General features: G+C 49.2%; 16 protein-coding genes. 9 read left to right on the top strand and 7 right to left on the bottom strand.

All coding sequences use genetic code 11. The features are described from left to right. Nucleotides 1-25: 25 nt before the first annotated feature. Nucleotides 26-274 carry a DUF1653 domain-containing protein gene (locus AAC007_RS08180; RefSeq protein WP_296434221.1) on the bottom strand — a complete coding sequence of 83 codons (249 nt, stop codon included), beginning with the start codon at nt 272-274 and terminating at the stop codon, nt 26-28. Continuing rightward, nucleotides 271-762, bottom strand: coding sequence for a hypothetical protein (locus tag AAC007_RS08175; RefSeq protein ID WP_296434222.1), 492 nt, complete (start codon nt 760-762; stop codon nt 271-273). Before AAC007_RS08175 ends, AAC007_RS08180 begins: the two co-directional genes overlap by 4 nt. 85 nt (nt 763-847) lie before the next feature. Between AAC007_RS08175 and AAC007_RS08170 the strand changes: the two genes are divergently transcribed. Continuing rightward, the gene (locus AAC007_RS08170; protein WP_296434223.1) at nt 848-1,279 is read left to right on the top strand and encodes a universal stress protein; all 432 of its coding nucleotides are present in this window, start codon (nt 848-850) and stop codon (nt 1,277-1,279) included. Here AAC007_RS08170 and AAC007_RS08165 read toward each other — a convergent pair whose 3' ends face one another. Then, nucleotides 1,280-3,172: an ATP-binding cassette domain-containing protein gene (locus AAC007_RS08165; protein ID WP_295873019.1), complete on the bottom strand. Its 1,893-nt coding sequence runs from the start codon at nt 3,170-3,172 to the stop codon at nt 1,280-1,282. Nucleotides 3,173-3,268: 96 nt separating this feature from the next. Here AAC007_RS08165 and AAC007_RS08160 point away from each other — a divergent pair, with 96 nt between their 5' ends. After that, on the top strand, nt 3,269-5,206 hold the full coding sequence (locus tag AAC007_RS08160; RefSeq protein WP_339675869.1) for a transglycosylase SLT domain-containing protein: 1,938 nt from the start codon (nt 3,269-3,271) through the stop codon (nt 5,204-5,206). A 65-nt stretch (nt 5,207-5,271) separates the two neighbouring features. On the opposite strand, the gene AAC007_RS08155 is transcribed toward AAC007_RS08160, so the two are convergent. Next, complete coding sequence (locus AAC007_RS08155) at nt 5,272-6,075, bottom strand: MOSC N-terminal beta barrel domain-containing protein (RefSeq protein WP_339675867.1); 804 nt, start codon at nt 6,073-6,075, stop codon at nt 5,272-5,274. Nucleotide 6,076: 1 nt separating this feature from the next. After that, on the bottom strand, nt 6,077-6,325 hold the full coding sequence (locus AAC007_RS08150) for a glutaredoxin family protein (protein ID WP_339675866.1): 249 nt from the start codon (nt 6,323-6,325) through the stop codon (nt 6,077-6,079). A gap of 483 nt (nt 6,326-6,808) precedes the next feature. Here AAC007_RS08150 and AAC007_RS08145 point away from each other — a divergent pair, with 483 nt between their 5' ends. The 4 genes from AAC007_RS08145 to AAC007_RS08130 all read left to right on the top strand — a co-directional run bounded on the left by AAC007_RS08145 (nt 6,809) and on the right by AAC007_RS08130 (nt 12,985). After that, a complete protein-coding gene (locus AAC007_RS08145) occupies nt 6,809-7,186 on the top strand; it encodes a hypothetical protein (protein WP_339675865.1) in 378 nt (125 codons plus the stop codon). 396 nt (nt 7,187-7,582) lie between these two features. Continuing rightward, nucleotides 7,583-8,398 (top strand): translesion DNA synthesis-associated protein ImuA, encoded by an 816-nt coding sequence (imuA, locus tag AAC007_RS08140; protein WP_339675864.1) that lies wholly within the window; start codon nt 7,583-7,585, stop codon nt 8,396-8,398. Then, nucleotides 8,398-9,882, top strand: coding sequence for a DNA polymerase Y family protein (locus AAC007_RS08135; RefSeq protein WP_339675863.1), 1,485 nt, complete (start codon nt 8,398-8,400; stop codon nt 9,880-9,882). The genes imuA and AAC007_RS08135 overlap by 1 nt, the downstream gene beginning before the upstream one ends. A gap of 4 nt (nt 9,883-9,886) precedes the next feature. Next, nucleotides 9,887-12,985, top strand: a complete 3,099-nt coding sequence (locus AAC007_RS08130; protein ID WP_339675862.1) for an error-prone DNA polymerase — start codon at nt 9,887-9,889, stop codon at nt 12,983-12,985. An 89-nt stretch (nt 12,986-13,074) separates the two neighbouring features. Here the strand turns inward: AAC007_RS08130 and AAC007_RS08125 are convergent, their stop codons facing one another. Continuing rightward, nucleotides 13,075-13,359 carry a hypothetical protein gene (locus AAC007_RS08125; RefSeq protein WP_295873038.1) on the bottom strand — a complete coding sequence of 95 codons (285 nt, stop codon included), beginning with the start codon at nt 13,357-13,359 and terminating at the stop codon, nt 13,075-13,077. A 257-nt stretch (nt 13,360-13,616) separates the two neighbouring features. On the opposite strand from AAC007_RS08125, the gene AAC007_RS08120 reads away from it, so the two are divergent. Further along, the gene (locus tag AAC007_RS08120; RefSeq protein ID WP_295873040.1) at nt 13,617-14,183 is read left to right on the top strand and encodes a retropepsin-like aspartic protease; all 567 of its coding nucleotides are present in this window, start codon (nt 13,617-13,619) and stop codon (nt 14,181-14,183) included. Nucleotides 14,184-14,619: 436 nt separating this feature from the next. Here the strand turns inward: AAC007_RS08120 and AAC007_RS08115 are convergent, their stop codons facing one another. Beyond that, the gene (locus AAC007_RS08115) at nt 14,620-15,264 is read right to left on the bottom strand and encodes a class I SAM-dependent methyltransferase (protein WP_339675860.1); all 645 of its coding nucleotides are present in this window, start codon (nt 15,262-15,264) and stop codon (nt 14,620-14,622) included. Between the two features lie 579 nt (nt 15,265-15,843). On the opposite strand from AAC007_RS08115, the gene AAC007_RS08110 reads away from it, so the two are divergent. Beyond that, the gene (locus AAC007_RS08110) at nt 15,844-17,013 is read left to right on the top strand and encodes a GGDEF domain-containing protein (protein WP_339675857.1); all 1,170 of its coding nucleotides are present in this window, start codon (nt 15,844-15,846) and stop codon (nt 17,011-17,013) included. A 303-nt stretch (nt 17,014-17,316) separates the two neighbouring features. After that, complete coding sequence (locus tag AAC007_RS08105; RefSeq protein WP_339675856.1) at nt 17,317-18,270, top strand: hypothetical protein; 954 nt, start codon at nt 17,317-17,319, stop codon at nt 18,268-18,270. The last annotated feature ends 39 nt before the right edge of the window (nt 18,271-18,309 follow it).

Genomic DNA, 18,309 nt, shown 5'->3' with positions numbered 1-18,309 from the left:
TAACATCATCAGCCCTGCCATCAAGCTATAAAATCGATCCATCAGCGGGGCTAATAAACTCAAATCTACGCTGCAGTTTTCCTTCAAATTCAATAACTTCAGTGAACATAGCTAGGGGTCTAACCCAAAGTGCAGCCTCGCCATATAAAGGTCGATAAACGACAACTAATTCTTCCGTCTCACTGTGGGTAGCCACCTCGTAGACATAATATTCACCGCCTTTATAGTGTCGGTAGCGGCCTGGCGAGACACTTTGTTGATCTGGCCTAGTCATTCTGAACTCACTCCGGTTTCGAGATGCGCCTCTTCGACTATGGCGTTGAGCGCCTGCGCTATATTTTTCACTACATTTAAATCTGCATGGTTTTCACGCCAATAAATATTGAGACCAAGTGGCGTTAATTCAAGCATACTGGCATCTCTTGGCAGCAAGGGACGATTTTTTTCAATCAACGCTAGTATTGCGCGGTCTAGAGAAACCGGATCGTCGTCGCCCTCAGGCACGTCGATTAACCAGTACTTCCAAGGTGCTAGCGGCTTTTTAGTGTGTAAAAACCGGGTGTAACAAACGCCAAACACATCCTCTTCACGCCGAACCTTAGCGCGCCGCGTCTTTGGCATTGCCACCACTTTCACTGACAAGCCCAAGGTGCGAGCACTCGCGCGTATTTCGGCCTGCTGGGTCTGGCGTCGAGACGGCAGAATCCACATGATAGGCGCCAGCATGAACCCGATAACCACAACTGCTATTAACCACGCCATAAGCGGCTCCCGAGACTTCACTGGACAGATGGCAGGCTTTATACCTTAATAGCGAGGTACATTGCGACCACAAAAGGAGAATGCTATGCCAAATTATCAGCGCATCCTTGCAGCGATTGATTTGTCAGATGAAACCAACGCGGTGTTGACGCGCGCTGAAGCCATGGCGGCTAGCTACGGCGCTGAATTGCACCTAGTTCATGTGGTAGAACCACTGAGCCTCGCCTACGGCGGCGATATTCCCATGGATTTTTCCAGCGTACAGGAGCAACTGCAAACCCAAGCTGAAGAATCACTTCACCAATACGCCACGCGCGCCAACATCCCCACTGATCGATGTCACCTCTTAAGTGGCCGACCAGATTCACAAGTCCATGAACTTTGCGATAGTTTAAACGCCGATCTCATTATCGTTGGCAGTCACGGCCGCAAAGGCCTAGCGCTATTACTTGGCTCAACCGCCAACGGCGTATTACACGGCGCCAAATGCGATGTGCTGGCGGTGCGAGTTGGCTAATTACTCTGCCAACTCCATCCACCGCTCCATACACTCATCGAGCTCTAGCTGAACACGGCTTAATTGATCGAGGACTTGGGTGACTTTGTCAGCATCCTGCTGATAAAAAGCAGGATCACCTGTTATTTCACCCAAGTCAGCAATTTTTGCCTCTAAGGTTTCAATCTTGGCGGGCAGCCCATCTAACTCCCGTTGATCCTTATAGCTGAGCTTTTTCACTTTGGCGGCGGGCTTTGATTCGGTCACCGCTGCTGCCGCTGCCGTATTTTTACTTGCTGCCGCCGCTTTCTGTTGAGCTGCGCTGCGCGCCACGTAATTCGAGACCTCGGTATAGCCACCCACGTGCTCACTGATTTGACCGTTACCTTCAAACAGCAAACAACTACTGGCAACACTATCTACAAAGGATCGATCGTGACTGACCAGCAATACCGTGCCACTGAACTCAACTAATAAACTCTCTAGTAATTCAAGGGTTTCCATGTCGAGGTCGTTGGTTGGCTCATCCATCACCAATACGTTCGCGGGCTGACTAAACAGACACGCCAGTTGCACCCGCGCACGCTCTCCCCCTGACAAAACCCCGAAATGACTGCGAGCGCGCTCGGGAGTGAACAAGAAATCACCGAGGTAACTCATGATATGGCGATCTTTGCCGTTAATAGTGACCGCATCGCGGCCCTGGCCAACAATATCCACCACCCGTTTATCTTCGTCCAAGCGATCGCGCAGCTGATCAAAGTAAGCGACTTGCAGCTTGGTTCCTGCTTTCACCGTGCCGCTCTGGGGGGCAAGCTCACCAAGAATCAAACGTAGCAAGGTTGTTTTACCAGCACCGTTTGGGCCGATAAGTGCTAATTTGTCACCGCGACAAATCAATAGTGAAAGATTGTCGACCAGTAATTTACCCGGTACTTCAAAGCGAACATCAGTGAGCTCGGCGACAACCTTGCCGGTTTTATCACCCTGATTCACGCTCAGACTAGCCGAACCGGTGAGGTTACGGCGCTGTGATCTTTCATTGCGCATCTTTTCGAGCGCGCGAACACGGCCCTCATTGCGGGTGCGACGCGCTTTAATTCCCTGCCGAATCCATACTTCTTCCTGCGCCAAACGCTTGTCGAACAGCGCATTTTGCTCGGCCTCAACCTCTAATGCGTGCTCTCTCAGCTCCAGGTAACGGACGTAATTGGTATCGTAATTAGTCAGAATGCCGCGATCTAATTCAATAATGCGGGTCGCCAGTTTTTCAATCAGCGCCCGGTCGTGAGTCACAAACAACACACAGCCCTGAAACGACATAACGCACTGTTCCAGCCACAAAATGCCGTCTAAATCCAAATGGTTGGTAGGCTCGTCCAATAGCAATATATCGGGCTCACAAACCAGCGCCCGCGCCAGTGCAACGCGGCGACGCCAGCCACCCGACAGACTGCATACCGTCGCGTCGGCATCTAACTCAAGTCGAGAGAGGATATTTTCGATACGCTGTTGAAATAGCCAGCCGTCGTTTACCTCAATCTCACGCTGTAATTTTTCAAGTTCAATTAATTCTTCGTCGCCCATTTCGCCGATAATCAGCTCATGATAGCGACGCAGTGTTTTACCTAAACCTGCTAAACCATCCGCCACGACGTCATAAATCGTTTCTTCCGGCGACGCAAAATCCAAGGTTTGCTCCATCCTTGCAATTTTCACCCCCGGCTGGCGCCAAATGTCACCAGAGTCTACCGTGGTGTTACCATCGACAATGCGCAACAAAGTCGACTTTCCGCAGCCATTACGTCCCAATAAGCAAACACGATCGCCAGCTTCTAATTGCAATTCTGCATTATCCAAGACAATCTGTTGTCCAATACTGTGCTGTAATTGTGTGGCGCGTAACAAAGGCATATATTTGATCCAATGTGTAACCAGCTTTAAGCTGGTTAATCTCGATGTTGGCTAACTTATTAGGAAATTCACGATGTTTTACAAGGCTGTAGGGAAATGAATCGCCTCTTATTACTGGTTTTACTATTAACAACGTCAGCAGTTCAGGCGTTTGCCGAGCCGAGCCTAGACGAAAGCCGGCGATTATACCGCGAAGCCCTCAACGAAATCAGCCGCGGGAGGCTTATCAATGCGGAAAAGCTTGCTCCAAAGCTAAATAACTATCCGCTGCTGCCTTATCTTGAGCTGGAATTGATCAAAGCACAGATCAATGGCGTGTCGCCGCAAACGATCGACGTCTATCTCCAACAATACGGCGATACCATTGTCGGGCAGCGAATTCGTATCTCGTGGCTCAATAAATTACTGCGCAGCCGCGATTGGGCACAGTTTGTTCACTACTACCAACGGAACTCATCGGTCGCCACGAACTGCCATTACGCCTACGCCTTACGCCAAATTGGCGATCACGACAAAGCCGATAAGGCCATTGCAGAGTTATGGTTAACTCCCTCGTCGCTGCCCAAGGAATGTGATATTCCCATTAAGCAGTGGATGGCCCGCCTCAATGCCACCGAAACAGAAGATCAGTATTGGCTGCGCACTGAACTCGCGCTCAGAAAAGGCCAAACCGATATGGCCCGCTATTTACTGGGCAAAATTGCCAACTCCGAAGCCTATGTCGACTTACTTCAACGCCCTGAACGCCTCTACCAGTTGGGCAGCAAACTTCCGGTTAACGAACATAGCCGCGAAGTGGCTGTTCACGCATTAAAGCAACTTGCACGTGGCGACTTTGAGCGCACCAATACCCTGTGGCATCAACTTGATCGCCGCCTCAACTTTAGCGCAGCCCAGAATTACGCACTGCGCGATAGTATGGCGCGGCAAATTATTGCCAGTGATGCAGACTATACCCGCGACTGGGTAACGGCCAACGACCCCAACTACGAAGACCCGTATCTAACAGAGTGGCGTATTCGCCTCGCTTTAAAAGATCTGGACTGGCCCGAAGTACAAAGAACCATTCAATTTTTACCGGCAGAATTACGGGAGAAAGCCGACTGGCGCTATTGGTGGGCAAGAGCTGATATCGAGTTAAAAGGTGAGCTGAGTGTTAGCACCCAGCTTATTCTTCAACAAATTGCGGCAGAGCGCGGCTATTACAGCTTTTTAGCGGCAGACATTCTCAACGAAGAATACCAATTAGCAGCGGTACGAACCTTGGATCCAGCGCTCATAACCGAAATTGAGCAGCACGAGGCGATCAATCGCGCTCGCGAACTCTATTTACTAGGAGAGAATTTTACTGCCAGTTTAGAGTGGAATTACGGCATGCGCAGTCTCAACAAACCTGAGCAAGTAGCTGCCGCACAACTCGCCCTAAACTGGGGCTGGTCACACCAATCCATTATGACGGCGATACGCGCGGGTGAATGGAATGACCTAACCCTGCGCTTTCCCACGCCTTATAAATCCACCTTCAAGACAATCGCCAAACGCGAGAATATTGAACTGAAATGGATTTACGCAATTGCCCGCCAGGAAAGCGCCTTTGCACCCAGCGCCAATTCACCGGTTGGCGCGCGGGGTATTATGCAATTAATGCCCGGCACCGCGCGCCTTGTTGCCCGTCAAATGGGCATGGCGCAGCCGCGGACTGAAGATTTAGTCACACCTGAAAAGAACATTGCGATGGGCGGGTTTTATCTAGGCCAGCTGTTAGAGCAATTTGGCGGCAACCGAATACTCGCAACTGCAGCCTATAATGCTGGCCCTACGCGTGTAGAGCGGGTGTTGCTGCGCCAAACTGAGGAGCTGCCCGCCGATATATGGATTGAAAATCTTCCCTATGGCGAAACCCGCGAATACATAAAGAACGTGCTGGCATTTAGCGTTATTTATGCTGAGAAGCTCAAACTAGATCGCCCTTTGCTGGCCAGTCACGAGCGCAAAATTAGCGCCGCCAACGCGGTGACTGCGCAGAAAAACTAAAGTGAATGGCTCGGGGGCAACACGCCCCTGAGCCATCACCCAACAAAGACCAATACCTTGAGACCTTAAAATTCTAAAAGCTCTACCGTCTGCCCAAGACCTATCTCGCCCTCGCCGTGATGTATGAGGTTCTGACCAAAATACACCTCACCATTTTTACTGCGCTCAGCCCGCAACATTTTAAAAACATCAGCTTCCCGCGCTGCACTTGCCAGATTAATCGTTGGAATGGCACAGCGCGCACAGGGCTTCACTAACTCAAACTCAAGCGCGCCAATACGAATACGCCGCCAAGCGTCCTCAGCGAATGCCTCAGCGCCAGATACAACAATATTGGGCCTGAAGCGCCGCATATCCAAGCTGCGGCCCAGTGCCGTACTCAGCGCCGCCAAAGAGGATTCACTGCACAGCAAGAAAGGGAATCCATCGGCAAAGCTCACCCGAGTACCTGTGGCTGCAAACTGGCGATCCACTTGGCGATGAGTGTTTTCGCTCATAAAACACAAACGCACCGATTGGCCGAGAATCTCGCTCAAAAACGCCGCGGCCTGATCACCCGCATCCATCGCCTCACACACATCAGACCACACCGAAACAGGGTAAGTGGCTTCTGCGACAGGTTCAGCGACCTCAATCGATATCGCTTTGTCGTTCAAAGACTGGATACGCACACCGTTTGCGGTATGTGATGCGGCAAGCAGACACATGCTCGGCAACTGCCGCTGAGTGAGAAAGCGTTTATTACTATCGACCACCATCCAGCGTCGATCTAAATCTGGTCCCCAGCTATTTACCCTCATCTGTGACAGCGAAACACCGGTCATGGATTTAACGGGATACTGCCAAAGCGATGAGACGTAAAGCGACATTTTATTGGCCCTCTTCAACAAATCGGCGAATACGTAATTTATCAAAGGGCCAAGATAACTCCCGGCCATCAACTACGCATTTCAATAAAGGAATTTTTAAAGCATAGCGCTCGAGGGTATCGTCGTTATCCGCAATATCAATTAACTCAATCTGCCAATCAGTCTCGTCCACCAATATCTCTGCCAGCATCGCCTCGGCCAATTCGCAGAGATGGCAAGCCGAGGTGCCATATAATTCTAGTTCTTGCATATGCTCTCCGACATCAGTGCACAGGCGCATAAAAATGTCGGTTTAGCGCGATCATTGCAAGAATAATTTTGAAAACAATGACGCTGATGCCACGACGAATAGCAAGCTGCGTAGATTGGGCGTCAACATTCGCGTAGATAAACACACCACTAACACTTACCTGAACTAATCTGCGGTGATCGATAAAGTCCTATCCACCGCCAGAGACTTAGAAACCAAGCTGGGTATCATCTCGAGCATAAACACCCTGAAAATTGCTCAGCTTAGCCATCTCAAACCCCATATCTCCGAAGTCAGCATATCAGCGGCATAAAAAGCATGAAGCAACACAACCGCTGCGCACTATCACTAGCGATAATCACCTCTCTTTACCACAGAAAAAAAATAACAATGTACTTTTTGTTCGCAATATTAAGCGACTTGGAAGTTGCATACTGAGCTGTTACCCTCGGCATTTTTGTCGCAACTCCGCAGGAGAAGATCATGAAAAAACTATTAATAACATTATTTTTTAATCTAACCGTCGCTTCATCTGCCAGCTGGGCGGCCGACTGTAATCCACCGACACAGCCAAACATGCCCGACGGTGACAAAGCCAGCATGGAAGAGATGCTAAAGGGAAAAACAGCCATTACGGACTATCAAAAAGAAAATGCCACATACCGCGATTGCGTGAGCGAGAAAATCGCCCAAGCGGTAGATGCAGTAAAATCTGCTAGCGACGAGAAAAGTGTAAACGAAGCCAAGGCCAACCATCAGCGCTGGACAGAATCTTACAACCAAGCTGTCAGCAACGAAGAACAAGTAGCAAAGAAATTCAACAACGCTCTGCACGCCTATAAAGCCGCCAACCCCAGCTAACTATATTTTCCTGCCAAAAGCCTAGACCTCCTACTTTTGGCAGGAAATATTATTTTTTTACGAAATTTTTAGCAGAAGTCATCACGGTCTATTTTATATCGTGATCAGCTAATATTATTTCTCACAACATTAGCTGTAAGGCTTTATTTGCTATGCTCTTCCGGCATAAGGCATTTTTGGCCTCGTTCTTATCGATGTTGCCAGGTATTTTACGACCAATTCCCTCGCTACCCCTCCTCTCACGCCATTATTAAGCTAGCCCGCGTCCTGGGCATTTAGCACAAATACGCCATGGTGCTATCTAGTACTCCCTCAAATTTCAACATTGACATTCTCACCACTTAATATACTGTATATGCATACAGCAGCATTCTGCTTAGCTATTTTAACGCCGACATGAAAAACCACTCTCTTAGCCAATTACTCGATGAGCGCAAGCTCTGGCGAGGCCAGCAACTCCGCCCCAGAATGGCGGTGAATGATCGCTGCTGTACGGGTTTTAAGGCTCTGGATGCGGCGCTGCACAGCGGCGGCTGGCCGCAGAGTGGTTCAACTGAATTACTGGGTGAACACGGTATTGGCGAGCTGTGGCTGCTGATACCGGCTTTACGTGAACACAGTGTGACGCGGCCAATCTGCTGGCTAAATCCACCCTGCTTACCCTATATACCCGCCTTAGCGCAGCAGGGTATCGCGGTAGACAGACAGCTTTTAGTTCGCCCCAACAGCTTGAACGATCAGCTCTGGGCCGCCGAGGAGCTACTGCGCAGCGGAGCTTATGCCGCTGTATTAACTTGGTTTACCCAGGCTAATCTCAATGACCGACAACTGCGGCGTCTGCATATTGCCGCGCTGGAGGGACAGTGCTGGCATCTTCATTTTCGGCCCGCGGCACTGGCTCGGCAAATATCGCCTGCGCCACTGCGTATCCAGCTCCATGCTGACCAACAGGCCCTGCACATTCAGATTATGAAGCAGCAAGGCGGGCATGCCGGTCAGCAATTGCAATTAGCACGCCCCGCAGCACTGTATTTACAGCAGAGTGCCGCGAGTAGCTGGCCGGTGTATACCAACGCTCCCGCCCCCAAATTACCGATTCAGCGCCAGCTTAAGGGCAAAATTAGTTTGCTCAACAAGCCCATACTTAATACCCCAGCTCGGCCAGCCAACGCCAAGCATCTTGATAGCGGCAGCAAAGAGCAGGCGCACTAATGCTGTGGTTATGTTTAAGGCTGCCGGAGCTGCCATTAAATGCTATCGGCGAAAACCAGACGGCGGGGCCGCTGGCGCTGACTCATAACAATCGCATTGTCATGGCAAATACCGCAGCTCGAGACGCAGGACTTGCCACCGGCATGTCGGTCGCTACCGCGATGGGTTTGTGCAGCACGCTAGAACTGCGCTGCCGCGATATGGAGTGTGAGCAGCGTCATTTAGAGAATGTCGCACTCTGGGCTTATCGCTTCAGCGGCGATGTCTGTCTTTGCCCGCCCAATGCGGTATTGCTAGAGCTTGGCGCGTCGCTGCGTTTGTTTAAAAATCTGGCGCGACTGTATCGCCGATTTATAAGCGCTTTTCGCCGCCGTGGGTTCAATGTGCAACTGGGTATTGCCCACACCCCCTTAGCCGCAGAGTTGCTCAGCCACCAAAATCTAAACCCCGCTAAATTAGTCAATGGCACTGGCCAGCTACAGCAAGACGCATTGCAACAGGCACTGCACAGCTTGCCCACCCAGCTATTACCCCTAGCTGCAAAAACCCTGAGCACATTACAGGAAATGGGCTTGCACACCCTCGGCAGTATTAAAGCCCTTCCCCGCGCCGGTCTTGAGCGCAGATTTGGCAAAGACATTAGCTGCGTGCTCGCTAAGTTAGAGGGTGAGCAGACCGACATTCGGCCCAAGTTTATTCCTCCCGAAACCTTTCATGCCCAGCGCCACTTTGACGGCGGCCTACACAGTAAACAACAGCTGCGTTTTCCGATCTCTGCCCTACTCAGCGAGCTAGAACACTATTTACGTTTACGGCAGTGTTTGAATCGAGACCTGGGGTGGGAGTTTCATTATTTAGACGGCAGTAGAGAACCCTGGTCTTTAGCGCTGAGCCATCGCCACTTTGATCGCCGCAGTCTTATAGACCTCGTTATGCTGCGACTTGAACGCCTTAGCCTACAAGGCGCAGTAGAAACCCTGAGCCTCTGCTGCGAGCAATTTATAGCCAATGAACAGGCAAACGAGCAATTATTCGACACCGCCAGCAACAGTAAACAACAAGAAAAAGCTGCCCATGTCCTGGATAAACTTAGGCTTAGATTAGGCCCCCATCGCTGCCACCAATTTAGCTTGCAAGACGCCCACCTTCCCGAATTAAGCTGGGTACTCCGCGACGCCCACGCGCCCAAGCAAAAAGGACCAAGTTCAAGTGCAACGAAAGCAGGTGAGGAAAACACCGACAGCAAATTACTTCGACCCAACTGGCTATGCCATCCACCAGAAGTGATTAAGGAAACCAGTGCGGGATTATATTGGCAGGGCGAATTGCAGTTACTACAAGGCCCAGAGCGCTTTGATGGTCAATGGTGGCAGCAACGCCAAACCCGCGACTACTATATTGCTCGCCATCAACACGGCGCACTGTGCTGGATATTTAAAGACTGCCTAAACCGGCGCTGGTATTTACACGGCTTTTTTGGCTAGCGCTATGATACCTAAAGAATCCACAGCGGCGTCGTATGCCGAGCTTCACTGCCTGAGTAATTTTAGTTTTTTACGCGGCGCATCTCACCCTCAAGAACTGGTTCAAAAGGCAGCCGAATTAGCTTATCACGCTATTGCCATCACCGATGAGTGCTCGCTATCTGGCATTGTGCGCGCCCATCGCGCCAGCAAAGAATACGGTATTAAATTAATTTGCGGCGCAGAATTTTTCCTCGACGAAGGGATTCATCTAGTCTTACTCGCGCCTAGCAGGCAAGCCTATACCGAACTTTGCTCACTCATCAGTCGAGCCCGCCTGCACAGCGAAAAGGGAAGTTATCAATTAAACCTGGATGATGTACGGCGCTACAGTCAGTACTGCTTAGCTATTTGGATTAACCCCAGCGAAACCGAGCAGCATGCCAGCAAACTCAAACACTATTTTACTGATCGACTTTGGCTGGCCATTAGCTTACACAAACAACAGCAAGCCGAGCCCTACTATTTTAAACAGTATCAATTAGCCAATCACCATCAAATCAGTATGGTTGCCTGCGGCAATATCCATATGCATTGCCGGCAGCGCAAACCACTACAAGATGTGCTCAGCGCTATTCGTCTTAACACGCCCCTGCAAGATCTCGGCAGCCAAGTAGACGTTAACAGCGAGCGCTACCTTAAACCGCTTTCGCTATTGCAGCGGGACTACCCCGCAGACTTACTCAAAGAAAGCGTCGCCATTGCCGAGCGCTGTACCTTTAGCTTAGACGAGCTGCGCTACCAGTACCCCAATGAAGTTGTCCCCAAGCATAAAAGCGCCAGCGACTTCCTGCGGGAAATTACCCTGCACGGCGCCCAGCGGCGCTGGCCCAGCGGTGTACCCGAACTGGTTAAAAGCTTGCTCGAAAAAGAGCTCACCCTCATTGCCGAGTTGGGCTACGAGCATTATTTTTTAACGGTTTACGATATTGTTCAGTTCGCCCGCAATCGCGGCATTCTCTGCCAAGGCCGAGGCTCGGCAGCCAATTCCGCCGTCTGCTACTGCCTGTCTATTACCGAAGTAGACCCTTCGCGTGGGCAGTTATTATTCGAGCGTTTTATCTCTAGGGAGCGGGACGAGCCACCGGATATTGATGTCGACTTTGAACACGAGCGCCGCGAAGAAGTTATCCAATATATTTATAAAAAATACGGCCGCCAGCACGCCGCCCTCGCCGCCACCATTATTAGCTATCGCCGACGCAGCGCGGTACGCGATGTTGGCAAAGCACTGGGTATCGACGATTACTTGCTGCAAAAGCTCTCTCGCAATATGGCTTGGTGGGACGACAGCAGCAGCTTCACTCAGCGCTTGGAAGAAACCCAATTCGACACTAGCAGCATTGCCATCCAACAATTTATGAGCCTGCTGAATGACATTCTGGGTTTTCCCCGCCACCTGTCCCAGCACGTTGGCGGCTTTGTCATTACCCGCGACCCCATAGCCAGTTTGGTACCCTTAGAAAATGCCGCCATGCCCGAGCGCACTATTATTCAATGGGATAAAGAAGACTTAGAAGCCATGGGCTTAATGAAAATTGATGTGCTGGCACTAGGTATGCTCAGCGCCTTGCGAAAAAGCCTTGGCTATCTCTGTGCGGCGGGATCACCAATTAAGCAACTCAGCGATATTCCCGCCGAAGACGCCGCCACCTATCAAATGCTGTGCACCGCCGACAGCGTAGGTGTATTTCAAATTGAATCCCGCGCCCAGATGACAATGTTGCCGCGTTTACAGCCCCGCACCTTTTACGATCTAGTGATACAAATTGCCATCGTCAGACCCGGTCCAATCCAGGGCGGCATGGTGCACCCCTTTTTACAGCGGCGGCAAGGTTTAGAAAGCATCGAATACGAAAACGACGCGATAGCAAGAGTATTAAAACGCACCCTCGGCGTACCGGTATTTCAAGAGCAGGTGATTCAGTTAGCCATGGTCGCCGCCGATTTTAGCGGCGGTGAAGCCGATCAACTGCGACGCGCTATGGCAAGCTGGGGCAAGAATGGCGACTTAATAAAATTTCGCGATAAATTAGTCAACGGTATGCGTAAACGAGGTTATAGCGAAGACTTTGCCGAGCGCCTATTCAGCCAAATGAAGGGCTTTGGTGCCTATGGTTTTCCAGAGTCCCACTCCGCCAGCTTTGCCTTACTTGCCTACGCCTCGGCCTGGCTTAAATGCCATCACCCCGCCGCCTTTTACTGTGGCTTATTAAACAGCCAGCCCATGGGTTTTTATGCCCCCTCGCAACTCATACAAGATGCCCGCCGTCACAATATAGATGTGCGCCCTATCTGCATTAACCACAGCAAGTGGGATCACACACTTGAGGGCGAGCCCGCTAGCCCAGCCCTACGTCTTGGTTTGCGCCTAGTTAAAGGCTTTAGCCAACACAGCGCCGATCAACTCTGCCAAGCCCGACAAAAAGCCTTATTTCATAGCATCGACGACTTCTGCAGCCGCCTCAATATGGCAAAGCAATACTGGCAACAATTAGTGCAGGCCGATGCATTTCACTGCTTTGATTTACATCGCCACCAAAGTCTTTGGGAAATCAGTGCATGGCAAGCGACTACACCCCTGGGCGATTTACAACCGGCACACAGTGACAATATTCAACTCCCAGCGCCGCTCGAAACCGAAGAAGTCCTCAGCGATTATCGCCATACCGGTCTCAGCCTGCGACGCCATCCCGCCGCGCTACTGCGCACCCACAAAGCCTTTAAAAATTGCGTTCCCGCAGACCAACTAAAACATATCGATGACGGCAGATTTATTCGGCTTTATGGTTTAGTGAGTTGCCGGCAGCGACCCGGCACAGCCTCAGGTGTAATGTTTCTTACCCTTGAAGATGAAAGCGGCAACAGCAATATTATTGTGTGGCCGGCAGTGCAAGAGCGCTGTAAAAAAGCGCTGCTGCAAGGCCGTATTATTATGGTTAAAGGCTGCGTTCAAAAAGCACTAGCGGGCAATGCCAGTCCGGTGATTCATATCGTGGCGTTTAGCATTGAAAGCTACGACCACCTTATGAGTATCAACAGTACATCTCATGATTTTCATTAAGACGGTTTAAGGCAAACTGGGTTCGATCTGCACTTGGCACACTTAAACCGCCAGCCTGAAATACAAAATTCCCTACAACACCGACATGCCTAGTTCACTCGATCGTGGCGGAAACTGCGACGCGTTTTATCGACTGGCTCACCCTGCACTTCTTCAAATGCTGCAATTTCGGTCTCAGCAACAGTATTGCGCTCTAAATAAGGGCGATATTTATCAAGACGACGCTCCCCAACATTCTGGCTGATCGGAGTTGGTCCCAAAACAGATTCCTTTTCATAGGACAGCTCGGTCAGAAATGGGGGTCTGGCTTGAACCGAGACGGCGAATAACGCGCTCGCGGTGAGTACGCCAAAAGTTTTAATAGCTTTCATCATTACAGCTCCTTTTTGTTTGGTAACAGCTGGCATTATAGGTGCTTAGCCCTTGATTCGCTTATAAATTGTGCGGTAATTGGTGATAGGTTTTTGTGATCACGTACCGACACTATCGCAAGCATTTTTTGTGGCCTTACCGACTCTGACTAATAGCGGGCCACAAGTTCCCAATTACCGCTTTTGTTGTTTGGCCCCATAATTGCACCTCCACTGCTTAAGTGATCGCTGATCGCCGGAAATGCAGAGTTGGTGGATTTATGAGTAAAATAGATAGCAATAATGAAGGGCTTAGCCCAGCGAATCGCACCAGGACGGCGCTACTTTTGCTTTCGGCGCTCTTTTTTAGTGCAAACACTCATTCGGAGGAGGCGTCCTTTGCCATGGTTTCGCCCTCAACCGCATCCGCTACAGAAATTCAATTAGTCGAAAAAGACACCGATGTGTTTTACCTTCAAGCCAAACTGGGCAGTAACGCTACATCAGAATTCCTTTTTGACACCGGCTCGGGATACCTGGCCATCAATGAAAAAGTTCTTAACCGCTTGAAGTCAGAGGGTGATGCCCAATACCGACGCTCTATACGCGCTCGGCTAGCCAGCGGCGCAATCAATTCGGTCGCGGTGTATTCCATTGCAAGTTTGGATTTGGGCGGCGGATGCGTTCTGCACGATGTGGAAGCGGCCATACTGCCAGGCTCCACCCGCAATATTTTGGGAATGAATGTGCTCAAAATGGTGGATAGTTTTAGCGTCTCCTTTGAACCCGCCAAACTGGTATTGAGCGGTTGCAGTCAGTCTGCTCCTGACATCGTTGCAACGCGGTGAAACATTCTGTTGTTTGAACGAAATTCAGGCCTGACGATAAAACAACGAATCTAGCGTTTAAGCGTACGTAAAAACCAAAACGGCAAGTAGCAAACAACGTCGCTTAATCGGTTCAGCGCACATTTAAAATTAGATGGACAGCCTTGCTCAGGGAAATCTGCGCCTTAAAGCCACCCGCCACAGTGTTTTGATAAAACATATCCGGCTAAATGAATATTCGGCCTAGAAACGAAAGCTAATTTTGAAGAGTTGTGCCAAATAGGGACTCTTTTTCTAATAAGTGCCTGTCCAATTATTCGGATAAAAATCCGCAATAGCCAATTTATCGTTTAGCGGTTTTTAATCTACACAAGGAAAGGCAGCTGCCGGTAAAAAGTAGATGGTTAAAACACCGGCCTAGATTCGAGCTTATACGTTTTCCTACCGCCTCAACGCCTCAATCAGCTGATGCGCTAGCGGTCGCTTGTATTGCATTGTTAAATTCTTTCCGGGCAACAACTGAGTAGATGTGCCAGTGGTGGTGACTGCCGCCTGGTGCTGCACCCGACCTCCGGTGCTCAATGAATGAAACAACCTCAAAGGGCTTTAACCACTCCTTCACTTTATATTCACTGGCGACCAACACGTTCGGCCAAAAGGCCTCCCGGTCGAACCCCGTCCCTGCCATAGTATCTTCCGGCCCTAGGAACGAACCAACAAAAACACCGCCCGGAAGCAGCGCTTCGTTGATTTTATTCCAAACGTCACTGAACTCATCTTCTGGACAGAAGAATAGACTCGCGTCAGCCACGATTAAAGACGCGCGCGGGTAATCGTACGAGCTGAAACTATCCTGTGATAGCCTTACGTTGTCATCTCCACTGAAGCGTCGCCCGCATCTCGTGATCGCTTCGAGCTCAACATCAAAGGCATGCACGAAGAAACCATTAGCCCGTAGGAAGGCTATATCGCTTCCCGCTCCGCAGCCGCAATCGATCGCAATCCGGGGGCCTTCTACAAGCTCAACTCCATGCTTAAGGTCATCACGAGTATCTCTGGACTCTGTGGCATCAAAGTACTCTGAAATCTCTCGCGATGACATCGGGCGGCCCCTGAATTGAACGAGGCTGTAGGAAAACGTATTTGCAGCTCGCGCAATCTTCCAGCCAGATATTTTTAGTTAATTTAATTTTCATACGAATTCTTCATCGTAAGGTCGCTGATTTTTCATATTCCAGCAGGGATTCGCTTAATCTACTTCACCTTACTACGATATTGCCGTAATTCATCAGCTTTTCAATGTTATGTACCCTACAGAGCATATTATTGGACAGGCACTTCCAAATTGAAAATAAATAGCACTTATTTCCGTTTACTTCACCCATTCGCAAAAGGATTTACGATGACCTTGCCCAGAAAAACCTTAGTCTGCATCGTCGGCACGCCCTTCTCTCACGTTACCTCTGACTGTGTTCGGTTAAAGCAACAAAAGCACAGACTTTTGTCCACGGCAATAAGCCTTAAAAAATCAGTGGGTTGCAATACTAGACCTAAGTATGAGAAGTACTTCTTTTTTCATTGCGCTTGGTTGTGAGAGGACGATATTTTGCTAAGCTGTAGTTATTAGAAATAACTAAATATAACTCTGCAGAGCCGACAAACTCGTGAACAGGCGCTTACAATGGAGATGATCCGACTTTTCGACATTCGCACCATATTTTTAATGTTGCCGATCACCGCCATTCTTTTTGGACTCGTACTCTGGCTCGGACCTAAACGTGATCGAAACGAAGGCTTGCAGCGCTGGATTATTGGCCTAGTCTGCGTGGGAGTATCTTGGTCGCTGATGGCAACGCGTGGGCACCTCCACCCTGCGATATCAGTCGCCTTTGCCGATGGACTGATGGTGGCCGCGCTGTCCGCACAGGCCGGCGCATTTTATGAGTTTAAATATCAACGGCCACCCTCTCGCAAAACATTAATACCTGCCGTCGTTCTATTTCTAATATTCCTCACTATCCCTCTGAGCTACCGCACGTACACCCTTCTCGGCTCCTTCACGATCTCTGTACCGCTGCTGATAATGGGGTATCTTTCTTGGGGGTTAGGCAATACCGCAGCAAGAATTCCGATGGCAGTATTTTACACATTAGGAGGATTTCTACTTCAAGCGCGGGCATTACATATCTGGTTTTCAACAGAAACTAACTTGAATTTTTTTACGGCGCACCCTCTGCACGTTTTCACCTTTTTGAATTCATTTGCAATGACGATCAGCGGCAGTATCGGCTTCCTAGAATTACAACGCTGGCGAGCCGAAAAAAGAATTCGGCACTATGCCATGCATGACGACCTTACCGGGCTTTTAAACCGACGTGCGTTCTTCAAACTCGCGCAACGCGAATTGGGCCGCGCCAAACAAAAACATTCAGCAATGGCTGTTATGATGCTCGACATAGACCATTTCAAACGGATCAACGACACTTACGGTCATTTTACCGGCGACATAGTACTGGTCGAAATAGCCAATGCATTTCACCAGTGTTTACGAGAAGTTGACCTACTTTGCCGGTCGGGCGGAGAGGAGTTTATGATCCTTCTCGTGGGGGTATCACAAGAGTCAGTTTTAGAAATTGCTGAACGTATTTGTGACATCGTAAGTAAGCTGCAAATAAAGGGGGTCGAACACCCCATCACACTGAGCATCGGCCTCACTATGTGCGATGCTTCTAGTGATGAATCAATTGACAAAGGATTACAAAAAGCAGACGAAGCATTATACAAAGCAAAACGTGGAGGCCGTAACCGAGTTGTTGTGGCAGAGGCTGCGAAGCAGCATTCGCCAGCCTAAACAGATCCGAACCATATTATTGGACAGGCACTTCCAAATTCTGGAACTCTAGTTCCTGCCTGCAATGATGCGCTCCGGTGATTTCTCCCACCCTCAAAAAGGGCCAGTCCGTTCAGATTGACCTTTACCAGTAACTGAAAGCAGCTAATCTAACTATTAGGTGGATTAAGACTCGTAAACTATCATTTAATAACGAAAAATACTTCCAGCTTATAAATTCAAAGACGAGTAGCAACGATTATGAGATTTTTAGCTCTTCTACCTAGATTACTACTCTTAAGCCTGCTCACCAGCTGCGCTTCTATGATGGAGTTCGATGGCGATGTGAATAGCCGAATTTTTTCAGACTATGTTATGGGTGAAATTTTCAATCGTCCCGTTAGCGAGTTGTTTCAGGAAGCGCAGCCCAGCTCAAACGGCAAAGATATTTATGTTATTAAAAAAATGCCCAGTTCAGTTCGTTTTTATACCTCTCCTTACAGCAAAAGTCTTTACCCTCCACAATGTAGGAAAGTACGAAAAGATTTAGTCACCGTTAAACTTACTAAGCGATCTAATAGCTTTGATAAAAACTCGGAAATTATCGATGTCGAATTTGGGCTGGAGAAGTGGGACTATCAAGGTGGCCGTTGTGTTTCATCTGAACAGCTTATGCCTTTAGTGCATTATTTTGGGGGGCGGCCTCCCATGCATTATGTCCATTTTGGACATAACAGTATTTTTCTAAGCCAACTAATAGCCAAAGGTTTTCCTGTAAAATCTTATAGCGAGCAATGCACAGCGAGTACGTTTAAAAGTAATCGTAATATTTCTAACGAGGAAGCTCTACGTTGCTTTTTTGATGGGCCAAGTCCAAGCATGACCGTGCAAGAGCAAAGGCTTGTCTTGGAAGATTTACGATTTGAGGGTTTAGTAGTTGAAAAACGAGAGCAGAGTAAAACTCTTAGCCAAATCTATAATGAGCGTTTAAGCGATAGAGAATATCGTAGTAAAGTGAATGGTTATAAGAACAAAATAATATCTATCGTTGAGGAGTATCATAAGCGTAAGCGAGTTGAAGATAACAAACTCGCCGCACAAGATCGGAAAAATGAAAGGCAGGATTCTAACTTTTTTAGCAAAGCTTTAACCATTGCCGCCATTGCTGGGCTTGCTTCAAACTCAGGCTTAAGCTCGGTCGAAGCCTTTGATGCGGTGTCTCCTGTACTAAAAAGCGTTATCACTGGAGAGTCTGTAAACCCTGTTCTGGTTGAATGAACCGGACACTTTAATAAGAGACAATACCCGTCAATTATT

It is taken from the genome of uncultured Zhongshania sp., from assembly GCF_963975605.1.
In the GTDB taxonomy this organism is placed as follows: Bacteria; Pseudomonadota; Gammaproteobacteria; order Pseudomonadales; family Spongiibacteraceae; genus Spongiibacter; species Spongiibacter aquimaris.
The sequence above is the reverse complement of the archived record's forward strand: the minus strand, read 5'-3'. Positions and strand labels throughout refer to the sequence as shown.

Coding starts and splice junctions, on each gene's coding strand:
- AAC007_RS08180 (WP_296434221.1), bottom strand. CDS start 274: ATGACTAGGCCAGATCAACAAAGTGTCTCGCCAGGCCGCTACCGACAC.
- AAC007_RS08175 (WP_296434222.1), bottom strand. CDS start 762: ATGGCGTGGTTAATAGCAGTTGTGGTTATCGGGTTCATGCTGGCGCCT.
- AAC007_RS08170 (WP_296434223.1), top strand. CDS start 848: ATGCCAAATTATCAGCGCATCCTTGCAGCGATTGATTTGTCAGATGAA.
- AAC007_RS08165 (WP_295873019.1), bottom strand. CDS start 3,172: ATGCCTTTGTTACGCGCCACACAATTACAGCACAGTATTGGACAACAG.
- AAC007_RS08160 (WP_339675869.1), top strand. CDS start 3,269: ATGAATCGCCTCTTATTACTGGTTTTACTATTAACAACGTCAGCAGTT.
- AAC007_RS08155 (WP_339675867.1), bottom strand. CDS start 6,075: ATGTCGCTTTACGTCTCATCGCTTTGGCAGTATCCCGTTAAATCCATG.
- AAC007_RS08150 (WP_339675866.1), bottom strand. CDS start 6,325: ATGCAAGAACTAGAATTATATGGCACCTCGGCTTGCCATCTCTGCGAA.
- AAC007_RS08145 (WP_339675865.1), top strand. CDS start 6,809: ATGAAAAAACTATTAATAACATTATTTTTTAATCTAACCGTCGCTTCA.
- imuA (WP_339675864.1), top strand. CDS start 7,583: ATGAAAAACCACTCTCTTAGCCAATTACTCGATGAGCGCAAGCTCTGG.
- AAC007_RS08135 (WP_339675863.1), top strand. CDS start 8,398: ATGCTGTGGTTATGTTTAAGGCTGCCGGAGCTGCCATTAAATGCTATC.
- AAC007_RS08130 (WP_339675862.1), top strand. CDS start 9,887: ATGATACCTAAAGAATCCACAGCGGCGTCGTATGCCGAGCTTCACTGC.
- AAC007_RS08125 (WP_295873038.1), bottom strand. CDS start 13,359: ATGATGAAAGCTATTAAAACTTTTGGCGTACTCACCGCGAGCGCGTTA.
- AAC007_RS08120 (WP_295873040.1), top strand. CDS start 13,617: ATGAGTAAAATAGATAGCAATAATGAAGGGCTTAGCCCAGCGAATCGC.
- AAC007_RS08115 (WP_339675860.1), bottom strand. CDS start 15,264: ATGTCATCGCGAGAGATTTCAGAGTACTTTGATGCCACAGAGTCCAGA.
- AAC007_RS08110 (WP_339675857.1), top strand. CDS start 15,844: ATGGAGATGATCCGACTTTTCGACATTCGCACCATATTTTTAATGTTG.
- AAC007_RS08105 (WP_339675856.1), top strand. CDS start 17,317: ATGATGGAGTTCGATGGCGATGTGAATAGCCGAATTTTTTCAGACTAT.